General features: G+C 69.1%; 17 protein-coding genes. 8 read left to right on the top strand and 9 right to left on the bottom strand.

The annotated features are described in order from the left end of the window. The first annotated feature begins 106 nt into the window (after positions 1–106). Positions 107–1,282: a Vms1/Ankzf1 family peptidyl-tRNA hydrolase gene (locus ACEXHE_RS06280; protein ID WP_374785113.1), complete on the top strand. Its 1,176-nt coding sequence runs from the start codon at positions 107–109 to the stop codon at positions 1,280–1,282. Between the two features lie 75 nt (positions 1,283–1,357). Here the strand turns inward: ACEXHE_RS06280 and ACEXHE_RS06275 are convergent, their stop codons facing one another. From ACEXHE_RS06275 to ychF, 7 genes are all read right to left on the bottom strand, one after another. After that, the gene (locus ACEXHE_RS06275) at positions 1,358–2,281 is read right to left on the bottom strand and encodes an NADP-dependent oxidoreductase (RefSeq protein ID WP_374785112.1); all 924 of its coding nucleotides are present in this window, start codon (positions 2,279–2,281) and stop codon (positions 1,358–1,360) included. Between the two features lie 29 nt (positions 2,282–2,310). After that, the gene (locus tag ACEXHE_RS06270) at positions 2,311–2,895 is read right to left on the bottom strand and encodes a thymidine kinase (RefSeq protein WP_374785111.1); all 585 of its coding nucleotides are present in this window, start codon (positions 2,893–2,895) and stop codon (positions 2,311–2,313) included. A 195-nt stretch (positions 2,896–3,090) separates the two neighbouring features. After that, positions 3,091–4,365 carry a saccharopine dehydrogenase family protein gene (locus ACEXHE_RS06265; RefSeq protein WP_374785110.1) on the bottom strand — a complete coding sequence of 425 codons (1,275 nt, stop codon included), beginning with the start codon at positions 4,363–4,365 and terminating at the stop codon, positions 3,091–3,093. 97 nt (positions 4,366–4,462) lie between these two features. Further along, positions 4,463–4,783: a HigA family addiction module antitoxin gene (locus ACEXHE_RS06260; RefSeq protein ID WP_091693220.1), complete on the bottom strand. Its 321-nt coding sequence runs from the start codon at positions 4,781–4,783 to the stop codon at positions 4,463–4,465. Next, positions 4,758–5,039 (bottom strand): type II toxin-antitoxin system RelE/ParE family toxin, encoded by a 282-nt coding sequence (locus tag ACEXHE_RS06255; protein ID WP_374785109.1) that lies wholly within the window; start codon positions 5,037–5,039, stop codon positions 4,758–4,760. Before ACEXHE_RS06255 ends, ACEXHE_RS06260 begins: the two co-directional genes overlap by 26 nt. Before the next feature lie 105 nt (positions 5,040–5,144). Further along, positions 5,145–5,507: a zinc ribbon domain-containing protein YjdM gene (locus tag ACEXHE_RS06250; protein WP_374785108.1), complete on the bottom strand. Its 363-nt coding sequence runs from the start codon at positions 5,505–5,507 to the stop codon at positions 5,145–5,147. Further along, on the bottom strand, positions 5,500–6,585 hold the full coding sequence (gene ychF / locus ACEXHE_RS06245; protein WP_277245666.1) for a redox-regulated ATPase YchF: 1,086 nt from the start codon (positions 6,583–6,585) through the stop codon (positions 5,500–5,502). The genes ACEXHE_RS06250 and ychF overlap by 8 nt, the downstream gene beginning before the upstream one ends. 38 nt (positions 6,586–6,623) lie before the next feature. Between ychF and ACEXHE_RS06240 the strand changes: the two genes are divergently transcribed. Continuing rightward, complete coding sequence (locus ACEXHE_RS06240; RefSeq protein ID WP_374785107.1) at positions 6,624–7,106, top strand: hypothetical protein; 483 nt, start codon at positions 6,624–6,626, stop codon at positions 7,104–7,106. A 40-nt stretch (positions 7,107–7,146) separates the two neighbouring features. On the opposite strand, the gene ACEXHE_RS06235 is transcribed toward ACEXHE_RS06240, so the two are convergent. Then, positions 7,147–7,668 (bottom strand): O-acetyl-ADP-ribose deacetylase, encoded by a 522-nt coding sequence (locus ACEXHE_RS06235; protein WP_374785106.1) that lies wholly within the window; start codon positions 7,666–7,668, stop codon positions 7,147–7,149. Between the two features lie 312 nt (positions 7,669–7,980). On the opposite strand from ACEXHE_RS06235, the gene ACEXHE_RS06230 reads away from it, so the two are divergent. Genes ACEXHE_RS06230 through ACEXHE_RS06215 form a run of 4 tightly spaced genes read left to right on the top strand, consistent with a single transcriptional unit; the run spans position 7,981 to position 11,698 of the window. Then, positions 7,981–8,982 (top strand): ABC transporter ATP-binding protein, encoded by a 1,002-nt coding sequence (locus ACEXHE_RS06230; protein WP_374785105.1) that lies wholly within the window; start codon positions 7,981–7,983, stop codon positions 8,980–8,982. A gap of 1 nt (position 8,983) precedes the next feature. Next, positions 8,984–9,853, top strand: a complete 870-nt coding sequence (locus tag ACEXHE_RS06225) for an ABC transporter permease (RefSeq protein ID WP_374785104.1) — start codon at positions 8,984–8,986, stop codon at positions 9,851–9,853. 4 nt (positions 9,854–9,857) lie between these two features. Beyond that, positions 9,858–11,024, top strand: coding sequence for a sensor histidine kinase (locus ACEXHE_RS06220; protein WP_374785103.1), 1,167 nt, complete (start codon positions 9,858–9,860; stop codon positions 11,022–11,024). 56 nt (positions 11,025–11,080) lie between these two features. Next, on the top strand, positions 11,081–11,698 hold the full coding sequence (locus ACEXHE_RS06215; protein ID WP_260060877.1) for a response regulator transcription factor: 618 nt from the start codon (positions 11,081–11,083) through the stop codon (positions 11,696–11,698). A gap of 27 nt (positions 11,699–11,725) precedes the next feature. On the opposite strand, the gene ACEXHE_RS06210 is transcribed toward ACEXHE_RS06215, so the two are convergent. Continuing rightward, entirely contained in the window at positions 11,726–13,321 is a 1,596-nt protein-coding gene (locus tag ACEXHE_RS06210; protein ID WP_374785102.1) for a DASS family sodium-coupled anion symporter, read from the bottom strand. 140 nt (positions 13,322–13,461) lie between these two features. Between ACEXHE_RS06210 and rmuC the strand changes: the two genes are divergently transcribed. Beyond that, a complete protein-coding gene (gene rmuC / locus ACEXHE_RS06205) occupies positions 13,462–14,718 on the top strand; it encodes a DNA recombination protein RmuC (RefSeq protein WP_260060835.1) in 1,257 nt (418 codons plus the stop codon). Continuing rightward, positions 14,715–14,867 carry a hypothetical protein gene (locus ACEXHE_RS06200; protein ID WP_177227791.1) on the top strand — a complete coding sequence of 51 codons (153 nt, stop codon included), beginning with the start codon at positions 14,715–14,717 and terminating at the stop codon, positions 14,865–14,867. Before rmuC ends, ACEXHE_RS06200 begins: the two co-directional genes overlap by 4 nt. Positions 14,868–15,037: the final 170 nt, after the last annotated feature.

Here is a 15,037-nt window from a genome sequence, read left to right as displayed (position 1 = left end):
CCCTTGTGTGAGCCGAGCCACAGTGACAGGGTGGAGACTCACCCGAGGCGTCCGAGCCGAGCGTGACCCGGCTGGGCGCCGCACCGACTGCACTCAGGAGGCCCCTGTGAAGTTGCCCTGGCTCAAAGCCGCGCTCGACCTGGACGGACCCTATGTCTCGGTCTATCTGGACACCAGCAGGAACCACCCGCAGGCCGCCGCCGAGCTATCCACCCGGTGGGAGCAGATGCGGCATCAGCTCGCCGCGGACGGCGCGCCGGAGGAGCTGCTCGAGCGGATCGAGGAGACCGTGCTCGAACCGCCGAAGATCGGGGGTCGGCACGGGCGGGCGCTGTTGGCCGCGGGCGGTGAGATCGTGCTCAACCGGGTGCTGCCCGTCCCGCCGCTGACCCAGCGTGCCCACTACGGAGAGGTCCCCAAGCTGCTCCCCCTGGTCCAGCTGACACCGCAGGCGGTCAGCCAGCTGCTGGTGGAGGTGGACCGGGCCGGGGCGGACCTGCACCTGCGCTCGGCGGAGAACCCCTCGATCCCGCAGGCCGCGAACGGTCTGGGCGAGGACGTCACCGTGGAGGGCGGACATGACGAGCTGACCAAGTCGAAGTCCGGCGGCGGCTCCTCCCCGCACGGTTGGCGCACGTCCAACTTCGAGGCCCGCGTGGAGGACTCCTGGGAGCGCAATGCCGAGGCCGTGGCCGCCATGGTGAACCGGATCGTCACCGAGCATCTCCCGGACATGGTCCTGGTCACCGGAGACGTGCGCGCACTGGCGCTGCTGGAGGCCGAACTGGGCCAGGAGGTGCGCGCCCGGCTGCATCAGGTGCCCGGCGGCACGCGCGGGGTGAGCATGGACCGGGAGTCCTTCCGCGAGGAGCTGGCGCGTGTCACCCAGGAGTTCATCGACGCCCGGCTGCGCGAGCTCTCCGACCGGTTCCACGAGAGCCAGCAGCGCGGGGCCGAGTCCGTCTCCGGCGCCGAGGAGACCGCCCAGGTGCTGGAGCGGGGGCAGGTGGATGAGCTGCTGTTCGTGATCGGGCGCGAGCCGAAGAACATCGAATCGCTGATCCGCCAGGCGATCGCCACCGACGCCGGGGTCTCCGCGCTGCCCGCCGAGGCCGCCACCATCACCGAGGGTGTGGGAGCACTGCTGCGCTGGCGGGACGACGCCACCCCGTCCACCTCGCTGTCCAGCATGAGCGGGGACGCGCGCCGCGAGGACGCCGTGAACCCGGACCGCAACGAGGTCTCCCCGCACGCCGCCGAGGAGGCCAAGCTGCGGTCCTGACGGACCCGCACTGCAGAGCACGACGACGGCGCGAGACCTGAGTGGTCTCGCGCCGTCGCGTGTGGGGTCGCCGAGTCAGTCCTGGACGGTGATCACGATCTTGCCGTTGGCCTCGCCCTCACGGCTGATCCGGAACGCCTCCGGCAGCTCCTCCAGCGGCAGGGTGCGGTCGATGTCCAGCTGGATCTCGCCGGCGTCCAGCATCCGCAGCAGCTCGGCCAGCCCGGCACCGTCCGGCCGGACCCACAGCCATTGGCCCCCGTGCTCCAGCACGGCCGGGTCCGCGATGGAGACGTGCCGGCCACCCTCCGTGAGCACGGCCAACGTGGTCTCCAGGACCTCACCGACGAAGTCCGCCACGGCGTCCACACCGTCCGGGGCGATCTGCTGGACCCGCTCGGTCAGTCCCTCGCCGTACTCCACGGGAGTGACCCCGATCCTCCGCAGCTTCTCGAAGCTCTCCGGCGAACAGGTGCCGATCACGGTGGCCCCGCGGCGGGCAGCCAGCTGGGCGGCGAGGAATCCGACCCCGCCGGAGGCCGCATGCAGCAGCACGGTGTCCTCAGGGCCCACGTCCAGGGCGTTGACCGCGCGCCGTGCGGTCAGTCCGGTCAGCGGCAGGGCGCCGGCGTGGTCATCGGAGACGCCGTCTGGGATCATCGCGGCGAACTCCACCGGGATGGTCACGTACTCGGCGCAAGTCCCACCGGAGACCACGATCTTCCGTGCGTAGGCGGCCACGCGGTCCCCCACGGCGAACTCGGGGGTGTCAGGGCCCACCTCGTCCACCACGCCAGCCACGTCCCAGCCGGGTATGGCCGGGAAGCTGGCGTCCATCATCTGGTCCAGCGCACCGGACATCACCTTCCAGTCCACGGGGTTCACCGAGGACCGGGTCACCCGCACCCGCAGCTGGCTCGGTCCCACCTTCGGCAAGGGCTGCTCGGTCAGTTCCAGGACGGACTCGTCTCCGTACTGTGCATAGGTCATAGCTCGCATACCGTGTGCAACCGAGCAGGGCGTGGGCTCTATTCCAGGTGGCGCCGGCACCGAGCCTGGTAGGACTCGGTCCCGCCGATGTGCTCGGCTCGAGCCACCGTGGGGTCCGTGGCGCCCGGCTGCGAGGCCGACGCCGCCTGGATCCGCTGGTGGTACACCGCGTCCGCCCCGCACACCGCGCACACCGCGGTCAGCTTGGTGACCTGCTCGGCCAGTGCCATCAGCTCCGGCAGCGGCGGGTAGGGCTGGGCGTCGAAGGTCACGCACAGGCCGGAGACCACGACGACGGCTCCCTCACCTGCCAGCGTCAGCACAGTGGAGATCAGGTCAGGGCCGAAGAACTGTGCCTCGTCGATCGCCAGCAGGTCCAGGTCCTGGCCCGAGGCCAGGGCGAGGATCTGCTGGGAGTCCGTGGCCGTCGTCGCGGGGATGCTCCGTCCGGTGTGGGTGGAGACCTGTTCCACGCCGCGGCGGTCATCCAGGGCATGGGTGATGACCAGGACGCGCCGTCCAGCCAGCTGGGAGCGGTGGACGCGGCGCATCAGCTCCTCGGACTTGCCGGAAAACATGGGTCCGGTGATCACCTGCAGGCTGCCGGCGCGTTCGCTGCTCATGGCTGGGAGCGTAGTGCAAGCTCGGTGCAGCGGCGAGGTTCATGCCCGTCACCCAGGGGACGGGCGAGCCCAGGGCGTGGCCCCCGCTCAGCGTGGAGACGCGGATGAGTTCGGCTCCGGAAACACCGAGCACCTCGCAGGACGACGCCTGGGCTGAGATCATCACGGCCACCTCGGACTTCCTGTCCGAAGTCGTCAGTTCTTGACGCGCTCCACCTGGAAGGTGAAGCCGTGCCTGCGAAGCCGCTCGACCAGGACCTCACCCAGGGCTGTGGCCGGTGTCAGTACACCGGCCCGTTGCGGCAGCCGGGCCTCGTCTTCGGCCAGAGCCAGCGCCGATTGGCCCAGCATGATCGCGGTGCCGCTGTACCCCGGGTCGTAGTCAGCCGCCACGCGCGTGCGGTACCGGGCGCCCGTCGTCGTGGTGGTCTCGATGTCCATCACGAAGCGTCCGTTGTCCATCGAGTCCTGCCCCGGACCGGATCCGGGCTTCGGCAGCACGCGGTCCAGCAGAGTCCGCGTGGGCGTGAACCACATGCCTGCGGCCAGTCCGCCCAGGGCCGTGGCCGTGGCCGCGGCCCGCACCGCCCCGGTGGCCCCCTGCCCGGTGTCGGAGACCTCGTGGTAGCGGAACTGCCGACCGTAAGACCAATCGGTGAGGGCATTGCTGCGCCGCACCACGCGCGTGTTGTAGCCGGCCATCACGAACGGCGCGGTCCATCGACCGGTCTGCGCGTCCTGGCGGAACGGCAGCTTCCGCAGGAGGCCGTCGAGCCTGGTCCGTGGCTGCTTGCCCGTCGGCGTCGCGGACCCGGCGGGCTCAGCGTTCCGTTCCGGCGAGAGTCCGTAGGGATCGCCCACCGTCCGGCGGCTCTGTGCGTCCTGGGACATCTGGCGGATCTGCTCGCGCATGGAGTCGATGGTGCCGCCGCTCAGTCCCCCGCGCAGCGAGCGCACGTGCAGGGTGGTCTCCCCCAGCGTGCCTTCCCCGTCCTCGGCGACGCGCTGGGCCGTCACCAGCACACCGAGGTCGGAGGGCACCGAGTCGAAACCGCAGGAGTTCACCAGCCGGGCTCCGGATGCCACTGCGGTCTCATGATGGCGATCGATCGCCTCGCGCACGAACAGGACCTCGCCGGTCAGGTCGCAGTAGTGGGTGCCGGCCTCGGCGCAGGCGCCCACCAACGGCATCCCGTACCGGGCGTAGGGTCCCACGGTGGAGACCACCACGCGCGTGCTCCGCGCCATGGCACGCAGGGCCTCCTCATCTGAGGCATCCACGACGATGGCCGGCCAGTTCGCCGCGGAGGGTGGCAGTTCCGCTCGGGCGGCCTCCAGCCGGTCCTGGCTCCGGCCAGCGATGGCGATACGGAGGTGGTCGGGAGCATGATGCGCCAGATGCGCGGCAGTCAGCCTGCCGACGAACCCGGTGGCACCGAACAGGATCAGGTCGAACTCACGTTCACTCATCCCCCGACTGTAGGTGCTGTTCAGCGGTCCCGCACCACAGCGAGCGTACGGATCCCGGCGAAAACGGACACCGGTGGGATGGTGCCGCAGTCGACGCTTAGGCGACTGCGAGGGGTGTGATCGCAGAGATCTTCTCCCGTAGCGCCCGCCGTTGCAGTCGGAGCTCGTAGTTCGTCTGCAGGTTCATCCAGAACTCCTCGGATGTCCCGAAGTAGCGCGCCAGACGGATAGCAGTATCAGCAGTGATCCCCCGCTTGCCGTGCACGATCTCGTTGATCCGACGCGGCGGCACACCGAGGGACACGGCGAGCTTGTTCTGCGTGATCCCAAAACCCTCGATGAAATCCACCATCAGAATCTCCCCCGGGTGGATCGGCTCGATCAGGTCGTTCTCAGTGGTAGTAGACGAGTTCGACATCTTCTGCACCTCCCTCTCGCCAGACGAAGCAGATCCGCCACTGCGCGTTCACACGGATGCTGTGCTGCCCGCGACGGTCTCCGACCAGTCTCTGGAGTCGGTTCCCAGGCGGGATCCGTAGGTCCTCGACGTCCTTCGCCGCATGAATCAGCTCGAGCTTTCGCAAGGTCGCCCTCTGCACCGTCCGGTCGACGCGCTTGACATACTGCTCATGCCAGATGCGTTCGGTGTCCTTGGTGCCGAACGATCTGATCACGTTCTCAGTCTATGACGTGGTCCGTCATTAACGGAAGGCGTTAAACCAGATTCACGACCTTGTGGTCGGTCCCAGCAACGTCGATGCGCCCGCCCCCATCGACGCTCAGACGGATTTCTTCACCACGCTGGACTTGAGCTGCATACGGCCGTATCCCGGCACGGTGGCGTCGATGTCATGCCCATCCACACCATCGGTGATCAGACGGATGCCCTTCACCTTGGTGCCCGCCTTGATGGCGCCGACTCCCCCGCCTTTGACCTTGAGGGTCTTGACCACACTCACCGTGTCACCGTCGGAGAGCACGTTGCCCACAGCATCCTTGACCGACGATTCCTCCGGTGCCACCTCGTCGGACGGACCTTGCGCCGCCCACTCGTGGCCGCACATCGGGCAGACCAGAAGGTCACCCTGCTCGTAGGTGTAGTCCTCCGAGCACGACGGGCACGGCGGCAGAGACTCAGACATTGAAGCGGAACTCGACGACGTCGCCGTCCTGCATGATGTAGTCCTTGCCCTCCATGCGGACCTTGCCCTTGGCCTTGGCCTCGGCCATGGAGCCGGCGTCCACGAGGTCCTCGAAGGAGACGATCTCGGCCTTGATGAAGCCGCGCTGGAAGTCGGTGTGGATCACGCCGGCGGCCTGCGGGGCGGTGTCGCCCTGGTTGATGGTCCAGGCGCGGGCCTCCTTGGGACCGGCCGTCAGGTAGGTCTGCAGTCCCAGGGTGGAGAAGCCGACGCGGGCCAGCTGGTCCAGCCCGGACTCGTCCTGGCCGTTCATCTCCAGCATCTCCCGGGCCTCCTCCTCGGAGAGCTCCACGAGGTCGGACTCCAGCTTGGCGTCCAGGAACACGGCCTCAGCCGGGGCCACCAGGTCGCGCAGCTCCTGTTGCTTGGCCTCGTCGCCCAGCACGGAGTCGTCCGCATTGAACACGTAGATGAAGGGCTTGGCGGTCAGCAGGCCCAGCTCGCGCAGCGGCTCCATCTCCAGCTTCTCGGTCTCGATCGCCGAGTAGATGGTGTCACCGCGCTCGAGCACAGTCTGTACGGCCTGCAGGGCGGCCACATCGCTGGCCTCGCGCTTCTTGCCGGTGACTTCCTTCTGCCACCGCGGCAGGGCCTTCTCCACGGTCTGCATGTCCGCCAGCACCAGCTCGGTGTTGATGGTCTCCATGTCCGAGGCCGGAGAGACGCGCCCGTCCACGTGGACGACGTCGGAGTCCTCGAAGGCGCGCACCACCTGGGCGATCGCATGGGCCTCACGGATGTTGGCCAGGAACTGGTTGCCCAGGCCTTCCCCCTCGGAGGCGCCCTTGACGATGCCGGCGATGTCCACGAAGGACACCGTGGCCGGCAGGATCCGCTGGGACCCGAAGATCTCCGCGAGCTTGTCCAGCCGCTCGTCCGGCAGGTTGACCACGCCCACATTGGGTTCGATGGTCGCGAACGGATAGTTCGCAGCCAGAACGGTCTGACGGGTCAGTGCATTGAAGAGGGTGGACTTGCCAACATTGGGCAGGCCGACGATTCCGATTGTAAGAGCCACGGTTGTCCATGCTACCGGGCACTGTTAGCGTCCAAGACGTGAGCGATCAGCCGAACAACCCATCCCCCACCCACGACCCCGATGCCATCCCGGCCGGGACCAAGATGCCAGAGGGCCAGCCTCAGCCGCCCAGCGAGCGCGTCTCCCCCCTGGTCTTCCTGGGCATCCAGCACGCCATGGAGTCAGTGGGTGACGGCTCCGGCATGGACCCGTTCCTGCTGGCCGTGACCGCCGACGACCAGAAGGGCCTGTGGCGTTTCCCCGGGTCCAATGAGCAGCACGTCACCGAGCAGCTGGCTCAGCTGGACCCCAAGCCGGCCATCGCCGTATCCGTGTTCGACGGCCAGATGCCGGTCGAGGATGAGCTGCACGATGCCCTCATCATCACCGCCTGGGACGACGCCGAAGAGAAGTCCGCCCAGGTGGTCCAGCTCTACAAGCCCGGCGCCACCGCCGAAGACGACGGCACGCCCGTGGGCAACCCCATGGTCTACGGCAACGGGGAGAACGTCCTGCGCTGAGCGGCGCACCTCCCCTGCACCACGCGAAGCCGCTTTCCGATCAGCCCTCCAGGGCGGTCCGGAAGGCGGCTTCGGCCGTCTCACCGCGAGGCACGAAGATGACCTCCCGCACCACGTCGCCCACCTCGCCGGCGGTCTCACGGCAGGTCTGCACGGCGATCCGAGCGGCGTCATCCATCGGCCAGCCGTAGATCCCCGCGGAGATCGCCGGGAACGCCACCGTGCGCGCGCCGAGCTCCTTGGCCACCCGCAGCGACTCCCGGTAGCAGGACGCCAGCGTCTCCGACTTGTCGATCGTCTTCGCCCACACCGGACCCACTGTGTGGATGACCCATCGCGCCGGAAGGTTCCCGGCCGTCGTCGGGATGGCCTGTCCTGCAGGGAGGCCGTCCGGCAGCTGCGTCTCCCGCAGGCGCCGGCACTCGGCCAGGATCTCCTTCCCACCGCGGCGGTGGATGGCGCCGTCCACTCCCCCGCCGCCCAGCAGGGTGGAGTTGGCCGCGTTCACGACGGCGTCGGCCTCGGTCTGGGTGATGTCCCCGGGACGGATGCTCAGTTCCATGGCTCCACGGTAGACCCGGGCGTCCCGGTGATCGAGCCCGCAGATCTCTGATGCAGTGCTTGTCGAGATCCGTAACTCGGTTGCACGGTTCGACCAGTTCTTTGCCCCGGGGCGACAAGGCGTGCAACAGGGACACCAATCTGGACGAACAGTGCAACAGGGTCTGGCAGATCGACGAGGTGTGCGACCGGGATCGTCGGAGGACGCAGCGCGCGGACGGGCCCACCCGGGCACCCACCCATGACATCTGTCATGCCGAGGTCGTGACACCTGACAGATCCGCTCCAGCCCCAGACCGAACAGGCTGGAGCCATGATCACCAGAGCAGAGACCACCCAGACTGCACCGACCGCACCCCAAGACGCCGGAACATCCCCCAGCGGCACCGCCCTGCACGCCACTGACGTGCACCGTCACTTCGGCTCTGTGCGGGCCGTGAACGGGGTGGACCTGTCCGTGGACCGCGGGGAGATCGTCGCCCTGCTCGGTCCCAACGGGGCCGGCAAGACCACGTTCCTGGACATGGTGCTGGGATTCACCGAGCCGACGTCGGGACGCCTGTCCGTGCTGGGCACCTCACCCCAGCGGGCCGTGCACGCCGGCCGGGTGGGGGCCGTGCTGCAGACCGAGGGGCTGCTGGCGGACCTGACCGTGAAGGAGACCGTGTCCATGGTGGCCGCCTGCCACCCGCGCCACATCCCGGTGGATGAGGCACTGGAGCGGGCCGGTGCCGCCCGGATCGCCACGCGCAAAGTCAAGAAGTGCTCCGGCGGCGAGCGCCAACGGCTGCGCTTCGCCCTGGCTCTGCTCACCGAGCCGGACCTGCTGCTGCTGGATGAGCCCACGGCTGGGATGGACGTGCGTGCCCGGCAGGAGTTCTGGGCGGCCATGCACGCCGAGGCCGAGCGGGGACGCACCGTCATCTTCGCCACGCACTACCTGCAGGAGGCCTCGGACTTTGCGGATCGGATCGTGCTGATGCGCCAGGGCCGCGTGGTGGTGGACGGCTCCGTGCAGGAGGTCACCGGCACCGGCCAGCGCACGCTGAGCTGCCGGTGGACCGGGCCGGGCACCCCGGAGTCCTTCGCCGCACAGCAGGGACTTCCCGACGACGTCACGCACCAGGGCGATCGCGTCCGGTTCTCCGCGCAGGACACGGATGCGCTGGCGCGCGCTCTGCTCAACGAGGGCCTGGGTCATGAGCTGGAGATCGCCGCGGCGAGCCTGGACCAGGTGTTCCTGGACCTGACCGCCGACACCGCCACCGAGACCACCACAGACACTGCCGACACCACCGAACAGAAGGGACGCTGAGATGAGCACCGCAGCCACTGACGCTCTGCAGACCCCGCAGACCCCGAACACCCCTGACCAGACTGCCGCCCAGACCCGCTTGACCGGACGGCCACGGTCCCGCGCGGGCATCATCGCCCGGTTCGCCGGCTGGGACTTCCTGCGCAACGTGCGGATGTTTGAGGCCACGTTCTTCATCGTGGTCCTGCCCGCTGCGCTGTACTTGATGTTCGGGGCCCTGGCCGAGTACGGCGACCAGCCGGCCGGACACGGCAACGTGGCCGCCTACCAGATGGTCTCCATGGGGGTGTACGGCGCCGTGATGGCCACCAGCTCCATGGCCGGCTCCGCCGCGGTGGAACGCCAGCAGGGCTGGGGGCGGCAGCTGGGCCTGACCGGGCTGACCGGACCGGGCTACGTGCTCGGCAAGGTGCTGGTGGCCCTGGCCATGTCGGTGCTGCCGATCGTGGTGGTCTACACGGTCGGGTTCTTCACCGGGGCGGAGATGGACAGCGCCGCCACCTGGTTCAGCTCCGCTGGCCTGACCCTGATCGGCGCCCTGCCGTTCGCGTTCTACGGGCTGGCCGCCGCACTGCTCTTCCGCTCCGAGGCCGCCGTCTCCGCCGCATCAGGGCTGCTGGTGGTGCTGGCCTTCTTCGGCAACCTGTTCATGCCGCTGACCGGCACCCTGCTGGAGATCGCCAAATTCACTCCGCTCTACGGTGTGGCCACCCTGGCCCGCTGGCCGCAGCTGGAGGGGACCATCGTGGCCGTCCAGGGCGAACCGCAGTCTGATCCGCTGGGCCTGATCGTGTTGAATGTGGTGGCATGGACGCTGGTCTTCGCGCTGATCTGCTGGGTGGCCGCCCGCCGCACCACCCGCCGCGGGTGAGCCCATGAGCCCCACCGCACAGACTCCGCCGGGAACCCCCGGCCCGCCGGGCCCCGGCATCCGTCAGGTGATGATGGACGCCGGGGTCTGGCTGGTGTTCCTGGCCTTCCCGGTGTTCTCGATCCTCCGCACCGATGCCAGCATCCCGCTGAAGGTCCTGGGCTTCGCCGGGCTCGCCGGGTTCGCCGCGCTCTACCTCATCGCCTTCATCCGCCCACAGCCTCTGCTCCGTCGCCCGCTCTGGGTCAACACCGTGCTGTACTGCGTGGGCCTGCTCGCGCTGGTCGGTCTGGCCGTTCCCTCCGCGTCCTACGGCGTGCTGGCCACGGCTCCGTACTTCGCCGCCGTGTGGCTGTTCAACCACCCGGTCCGGGTGGGGATGACCGGTGCGGCCGTCGTGGTGGTCCTCTTCGCAGCCGTGGGCCTGTGGTGGGCTGGCCCGGCGAACCTCTTCTGGTCTGCCGTCTCCCTGGGTGCGTCACTGCTGATCATCGTCACCGTCCGGCTCTCCATGGCCCAGGAGGACCGCGCGCGGGTGCTGCGGGAGGAGCTGATCGTGGCCCAGCAGCGCGAGTCTCTGGCCCGGGACGTGCACGATGTCCTGGGCCATTCACTCACCGTGGTCACCGTCAAGACCGAGCTGGCCCAGCGTCTGGTGGACGCCGACCCCGAACGCGCCAAGGGGGAGCTGGCGGAGGTGCTGGAGCTGACCCGTCAGTCCCTGGCTGAGGTCCGCTCCACGGTGGGCGGGCTGCGCACCCCGGAGCTCGGCGCCCAGCTGGCCTCGACCCGCACCGCCCTGGACGCCGCCGGGATCAGCGCACACCTGCCCACCCCGGATACGGCCGAGCAGATCCCCTCCGCCCAGCGCGCGCTGTTCGCCTGGTGCCTGCGGGAGGCCGTCACCAACGTCATCCGGCACGCCGGCGCCTCCCGCTGCACGGTCACCCTGGAGCCAGGACGCCTGGTGGTGCACGACGACGGCCGCGGCCTTCCCGGGCCAACGGGCACCTCCCAGCCGGGTCAGGACCGCGAGGGCAACGGGTTACGCGGGATGCACGAACGAGTGGAGCAGGCCGGTGGGACACTGACCATCGGGCCGGGCGGACCGGCGGGCCCGAGCAGACGGAACCGCAGCCGACCCGGCACCCAGGTGGAGGTGACGCTGTGAGTGGAGGGGCCGTCGTCGGGAAGGAGGGGGCAGAAGTGGCTGAAGGAGCGGAGACGATGATCCGGGTGCTGCTGGCCGATGACCAGGCCCTGGTGCGTGGCGCCCTGGCGGCCCTGCTGGACCTGGAGCCGGATCTGACCGTGGTGGCCCAGCTCGAGGACGGGACCGGGGTGGCCCAGGCGGTCCTGGAGCACCGGGTGGACGTGGCGCTGCTGGACATCGAGATGCCGGGGATGGACGGGATCGAGACGGTGCGCGCGGTGCAGCAGGCGGTGGCGGACGCCGGCGTGCAGTGCCGGTGTCTGATGGTGACCACGTTCGGGCGGCCGGGCTACCTGCGGAGGGCTCTGGAGGCCGGTGCGGCGGGGTTCGTGGTGAAGGACACTCCCGCTGAGCAGCTGGCCGAGGCGGTGCGGACCGTGCATGCCGGCGGGCGGGTGGTGGACCCGAGCCTGGCGCAGGAGTCGCTGATGAGCGGTGCGAACCCCCTGACAGACCGGGAGAAGGACGTGCTGCGGGCGGCCCTGGACGGCTCGAGCGTGCGGGAGATCGCCGCCGCGCTGGTGCTCTCGGCCGGGACCGTGCGCAATCACCTCTCCTCGGGGATCGCCAAGACGCACACGGCCAACCGGACCGAGGCGGCGCTGACCGCCCGGGACCGCGGCTGGCTCTAAGCCGCGGACCCGGGCGCGATCAAGACGTTAGAACACCAGCCCGAACACCCACACGCCCAGGGTCATGGTGACCAGGCTGATCAGCACGATCCCCACCAGGTTCAGATACAGACCGCCCTTGACCATCTGACCGATCGTCACGTAGCCGGAGCCGTAGGCGATCGCGTTCGGCGGAGTGGCCACCGGCAGCATGAACGCGCAGGTGGCGGCCAGGGCCACCGGAATGGCCAGCAGCATGGGGTCCACGCCCACGCCCAGCGCCACACCGCCGGCCACCGGCAGGAAGGTCGCCGCGGTGGCAGTGTTGGAGGTCAGTTCGGTCAGGAACAGGATGGCGGTGGCGAAGATGGCCACCAGCAGCCAGACCGGGATGCCGGCCAGCCCTGCCACCTGGTCCCCGATCCACTCCGCCAGGCCGGAGGAGCCGAACTGCGAGGACAGGGCCAGGCCGCCGCCGAAGAGCAGCAGCACGCCCCAGGGCAGCCTCACGGCAGATTCCCAGTCCAGCAGGCGCACCCCTCGGGCTGCACCGGCCGGCAGGACGAACAGCAGCAGCGCCACCACCATGGCGATCCCGGCATCCGAGATCAGTCCCTTGAAGAACAGTGGGATGAAGATCCAGGACAGTGCGGCCAGGACGAAGATGATCAGCACGCGGATCTCGCCGGAGGAGATCGGGCCCAGCTTGGCCTTCTCGGAGCGGATCAGCTCACGGCCGCCGGGGATCTCGTCGATCTCGGCCTTGAACAGCACCCGGGTGAGCAGGAACCAGACGATCACCAGCATCACCAGGGACAGCGGGACGCCCACCAGCATCCACTGGCCGAAGCCGATGGTCACCCCGTGGGTCTCGGACATGTACCCGGCCAGCAGGGTGTTCGGAGGTGTGCCGATCAGGGTGCCCAGCGAGCCGACGGAGGCCGCGTAGGCGATGCCCAGTATCAGGGCCGTGCCGAAGTTGGACTTGATGACCTCGTCCTTGACCTCGGTGGAGGTCGGATCCGCGTCCTCGGAGATCCGGCCCGAGGTCTGGGCGACCACCAGGGTCAGCACGGACACGCCGATCGGGATCATCATCACCGCGGTGGCCGTGTTGGAGACCCACATGGACAGGAACCCCGTGGCGATCATGAATCCGGCCACCACGCCGCCGGGCTTGGTGCCCATGGCGCTGACGGTGACCAGGGCGATACGCCGGTGCAGGTTCCACCGCTGCATGGCCAGGGCCAGGATGAAACCTCCCATGAACAGGAAGATGATGTTGTTGCCGTAGGAGGCGCCGATCGCATCGATCGTGATCTCCTCGCCCAACAGAGGGAAGGCGATCAGCGGCACCAGGGCGGTGGCCGGGATGGGCAGCGCCTCGGTCATCCACCAGATGGCCATCAGCACCGCGACGGCGGCCGTCAGCCTGGCATTGTGGGCCACGTCCGCGGGCATCACCGCGAAGACCACCAGAGCGATGACCAGTCCTGCGGCCAGTCCGATCCACCGCCTCAGATTCAGACTCGGCTTTTCCGGTGCGGCGCGCTCCCCGGGTGACTTCTGTTCGATCTCGTCCCAGGTGGAGGCCGGCGCTCCAAACCGGGCGACCTGGTCATTGCTGTCCGTGCTCTGTGTCAAGGTGCCACATCCTTTGCATCTCACTGTCTGCCCGTCGCCGGATCAGTCGTCCCCTCTGGACCACAAGACGTGATGCTGATCACTCTACCGAAGCGCGCCGCGTCACTACCGCGTCCGCGGGTTCTGTCAAGGTGGTCGGCATGGAGAACTCAATGGATCCGGCCTTGACGGTCTGGATATCGATCGCGTTCCTGGTGGCCGGACTGGTGCTGGGGGCGGCAGTGGGCGCGTGGCTGGTGTGGCGGCGGGTGCGGGGCACCGGTGGAGGACCCTGGGCCGAGGCGGATCAAGCCCGGCAGGAGCTGGCCCAGGTCCGAGCGGAGCTGGCCGCGGCGCAGTCGGAGAGCCGCGTGTTGACGGCCGAACGGGCGGCGGACCGGGACCGAGCCGAGCAGCGCGAGCAGGAGGAGTCGGCGGTGCTGCGCGCGCTGAGTCCTGTGGCCCAGCGGCTGGAGCTGCTGCAGCGGCAGGTGGGGTTGCTGGAACGGGACCGGGTGGAGCAGTACGGACAGCTCTCCGAGCAGCTCAAGACCGCTGCGGAGACGGACACCGCCCTGTTGGTGAACACCCAGTCCCTCGTGGCCACCCTGAGGTCCACCACCGCGCGCGGCCACTGGGGGGAGGTCCAGCTGCGCCGCGTGGTGGAGGCGTCCGGCATGCTCCCCCATACGGACTTCTCCGAGCAGCACTCCTACCGAGGCGCCGAGGACCAGATACTCCGCCCGGACCTGGTGGTCCGACTCCCCGGCGGCAAGTCGTTGGCCGTGGACGCCAAGGCACCGCTGGCCGCCGTGCTGGAGGCCCACGAGCTGGCCGGGGATCCCTCCGCTGAGGCAGCCGCCCGCCGCGAGCAGCTGCACAGCGCGCATGCTCGAGCCCTGCGGGCCCATGTGGACGCCCTGGGCTCCAAGTCATATTGGGAGGCTCTGGAGCATTCCCCCGAGCTGGTGGTCTGCTTCCTGCCGGCCGAGTCCATCCTCGCCGCGGCCCTGGACACCGACCCCACCCTGCTGGACCACGCCTTCAGCCGCAGCGTCGCCCTGGTCTCTCCGGTCTCCCTGCTGGCCACCCTGAAGTCGGTCGCCTACGCCTGGCGGCAGGACACCCTGGCCGAACATGCCCAGAGCCTGTTCGAGACCGCGCACCAGCTCTACCAGCGGCTGGGGACACTCGGCGGACACCTGACCAAGCTGGGGTCCTCCCTGAAGTCCTCCGTGGAGCGCTACAACTCCCTGCTGGGCACCCTGGAGAGCCGGATCCTGCCCTCGGCACGCCGGATCGGCGAACTGGACCCTGCCGTCCAGGAGCGCCTGGAGTTCCCATCCCCGGTGGAGTCCACACCAAGGGTGCTCTCCGCCGCGGAGCTGCTGGAGCAGGACCTGCCAGCGGAGCAGTGACGGACATCATCACACCGAGGAGGCCTCCTGCGGAATGGCTGCCACTCACCGCTGAGGGCATCCAGGACGAGTCGCTGCGCGAGCTCCTCGAGCAGTACGTAGACGCCGTGGTCTCCCACGTCCAGAAGCACGCCCGCGTCAACGCCTGACCGCGTCCTGCGAGCGGCACCCGTCCGGCTTCACCTCACGGCGAACCCCCGCTCCCACCCCTGGGACTGCGAGGGTTCGGTGTCCGTCCAGGCTCAGCCACGGCGCCCGCGCGGGCACCCCTGCACGGCGGGACCGCTGACATGCCGTACTGTGGACAGAGCCCACCGCG

Source organism: Micrococcus sp. IITD107 (assembly GCF_041927415.1).
In the GTDB taxonomy this organism is placed as follows: Bacteria; Actinomycetota; Actinomycetes; order Actinomycetales; family Micrococcaceae; genus Citricoccus; species Citricoccus terreus.
The sequence above is the reverse complement of the archived record's forward strand: the minus strand, read 5'-3'. Positions and strand labels throughout refer to the sequence as shown.

Excerpts from the sequence above, each read along its gene's own strand:
- ACEXHE_RS06275 (WP_374785112.1), bottom strand. The coding sequence starts at position 2,281 with ATGCGAGCTATGACCTATGCACAGTACGGAGACGAGTCCGTCCTGGAA.
- ACEXHE_RS06270 (WP_374785111.1), bottom strand. The coding sequence starts at position 2,895 with ATGAGCAGCGAACGCGCCGGCAGCCTGCAGGTGATCACCGGACCCATG.
- ACEXHE_RS06265 (WP_374785110.1), bottom strand. The coding sequence starts at position 4,365 with ATGAGTGAACGTGAGTTCGACCTGATCCTGTTCGGTGCCACCGGGTTC.
- ACEXHE_RS06260 (WP_091693220.1), bottom strand. The coding sequence starts at position 4,783 with ATGTCGAACTCGTCTACTACCACTGAGAACGACCTGATCGAGCCGATC.
- ACEXHE_RS06250 (WP_374785108.1), bottom strand. The coding sequence starts at position 5,507 with ATGTCTGAGTCTCTGCCGCCGTGCCCGTCGTGCTCGGAGGACTACACC.
- ACEXHE_RS06235 (WP_374785106.1), bottom strand. The coding sequence starts at position 7,668 with ATGGAACTGAGCATCCGTCCCGGGGACATCACCCAGACCGAGGCCGAC.
- ACEXHE_RS06230 (WP_374785105.1), top strand. The coding sequence starts at position 7,981 with ATGATCACCAGAGCAGAGACCACCCAGACTGCACCGACCGCACCCCAA.
- ACEXHE_RS06225 (WP_374785104.1), top strand. The coding sequence starts at position 8,984 with ATGAGCACCGCAGCCACTGACGCTCTGCAGACCCCGCAGACCCCGAAC.
- ACEXHE_RS06220 (WP_374785103.1), top strand. The coding sequence starts at position 9,858 with ATGAGCCCCACCGCACAGACTCCGCCGGGAACCCCCGGCCCGCCGGGC.
- ACEXHE_RS06215 (WP_260060877.1), top strand. The coding sequence starts at position 11,081 with ATGATCCGGGTGCTGCTGGCCGATGACCAGGCCCTGGTGCGTGGCGCC.
- rmuC (WP_260060835.1), top strand. The coding sequence starts at position 13,462 with ATGGAGAACTCAATGGATCCGGCCTTGACGGTCTGGATATCGATCGCG.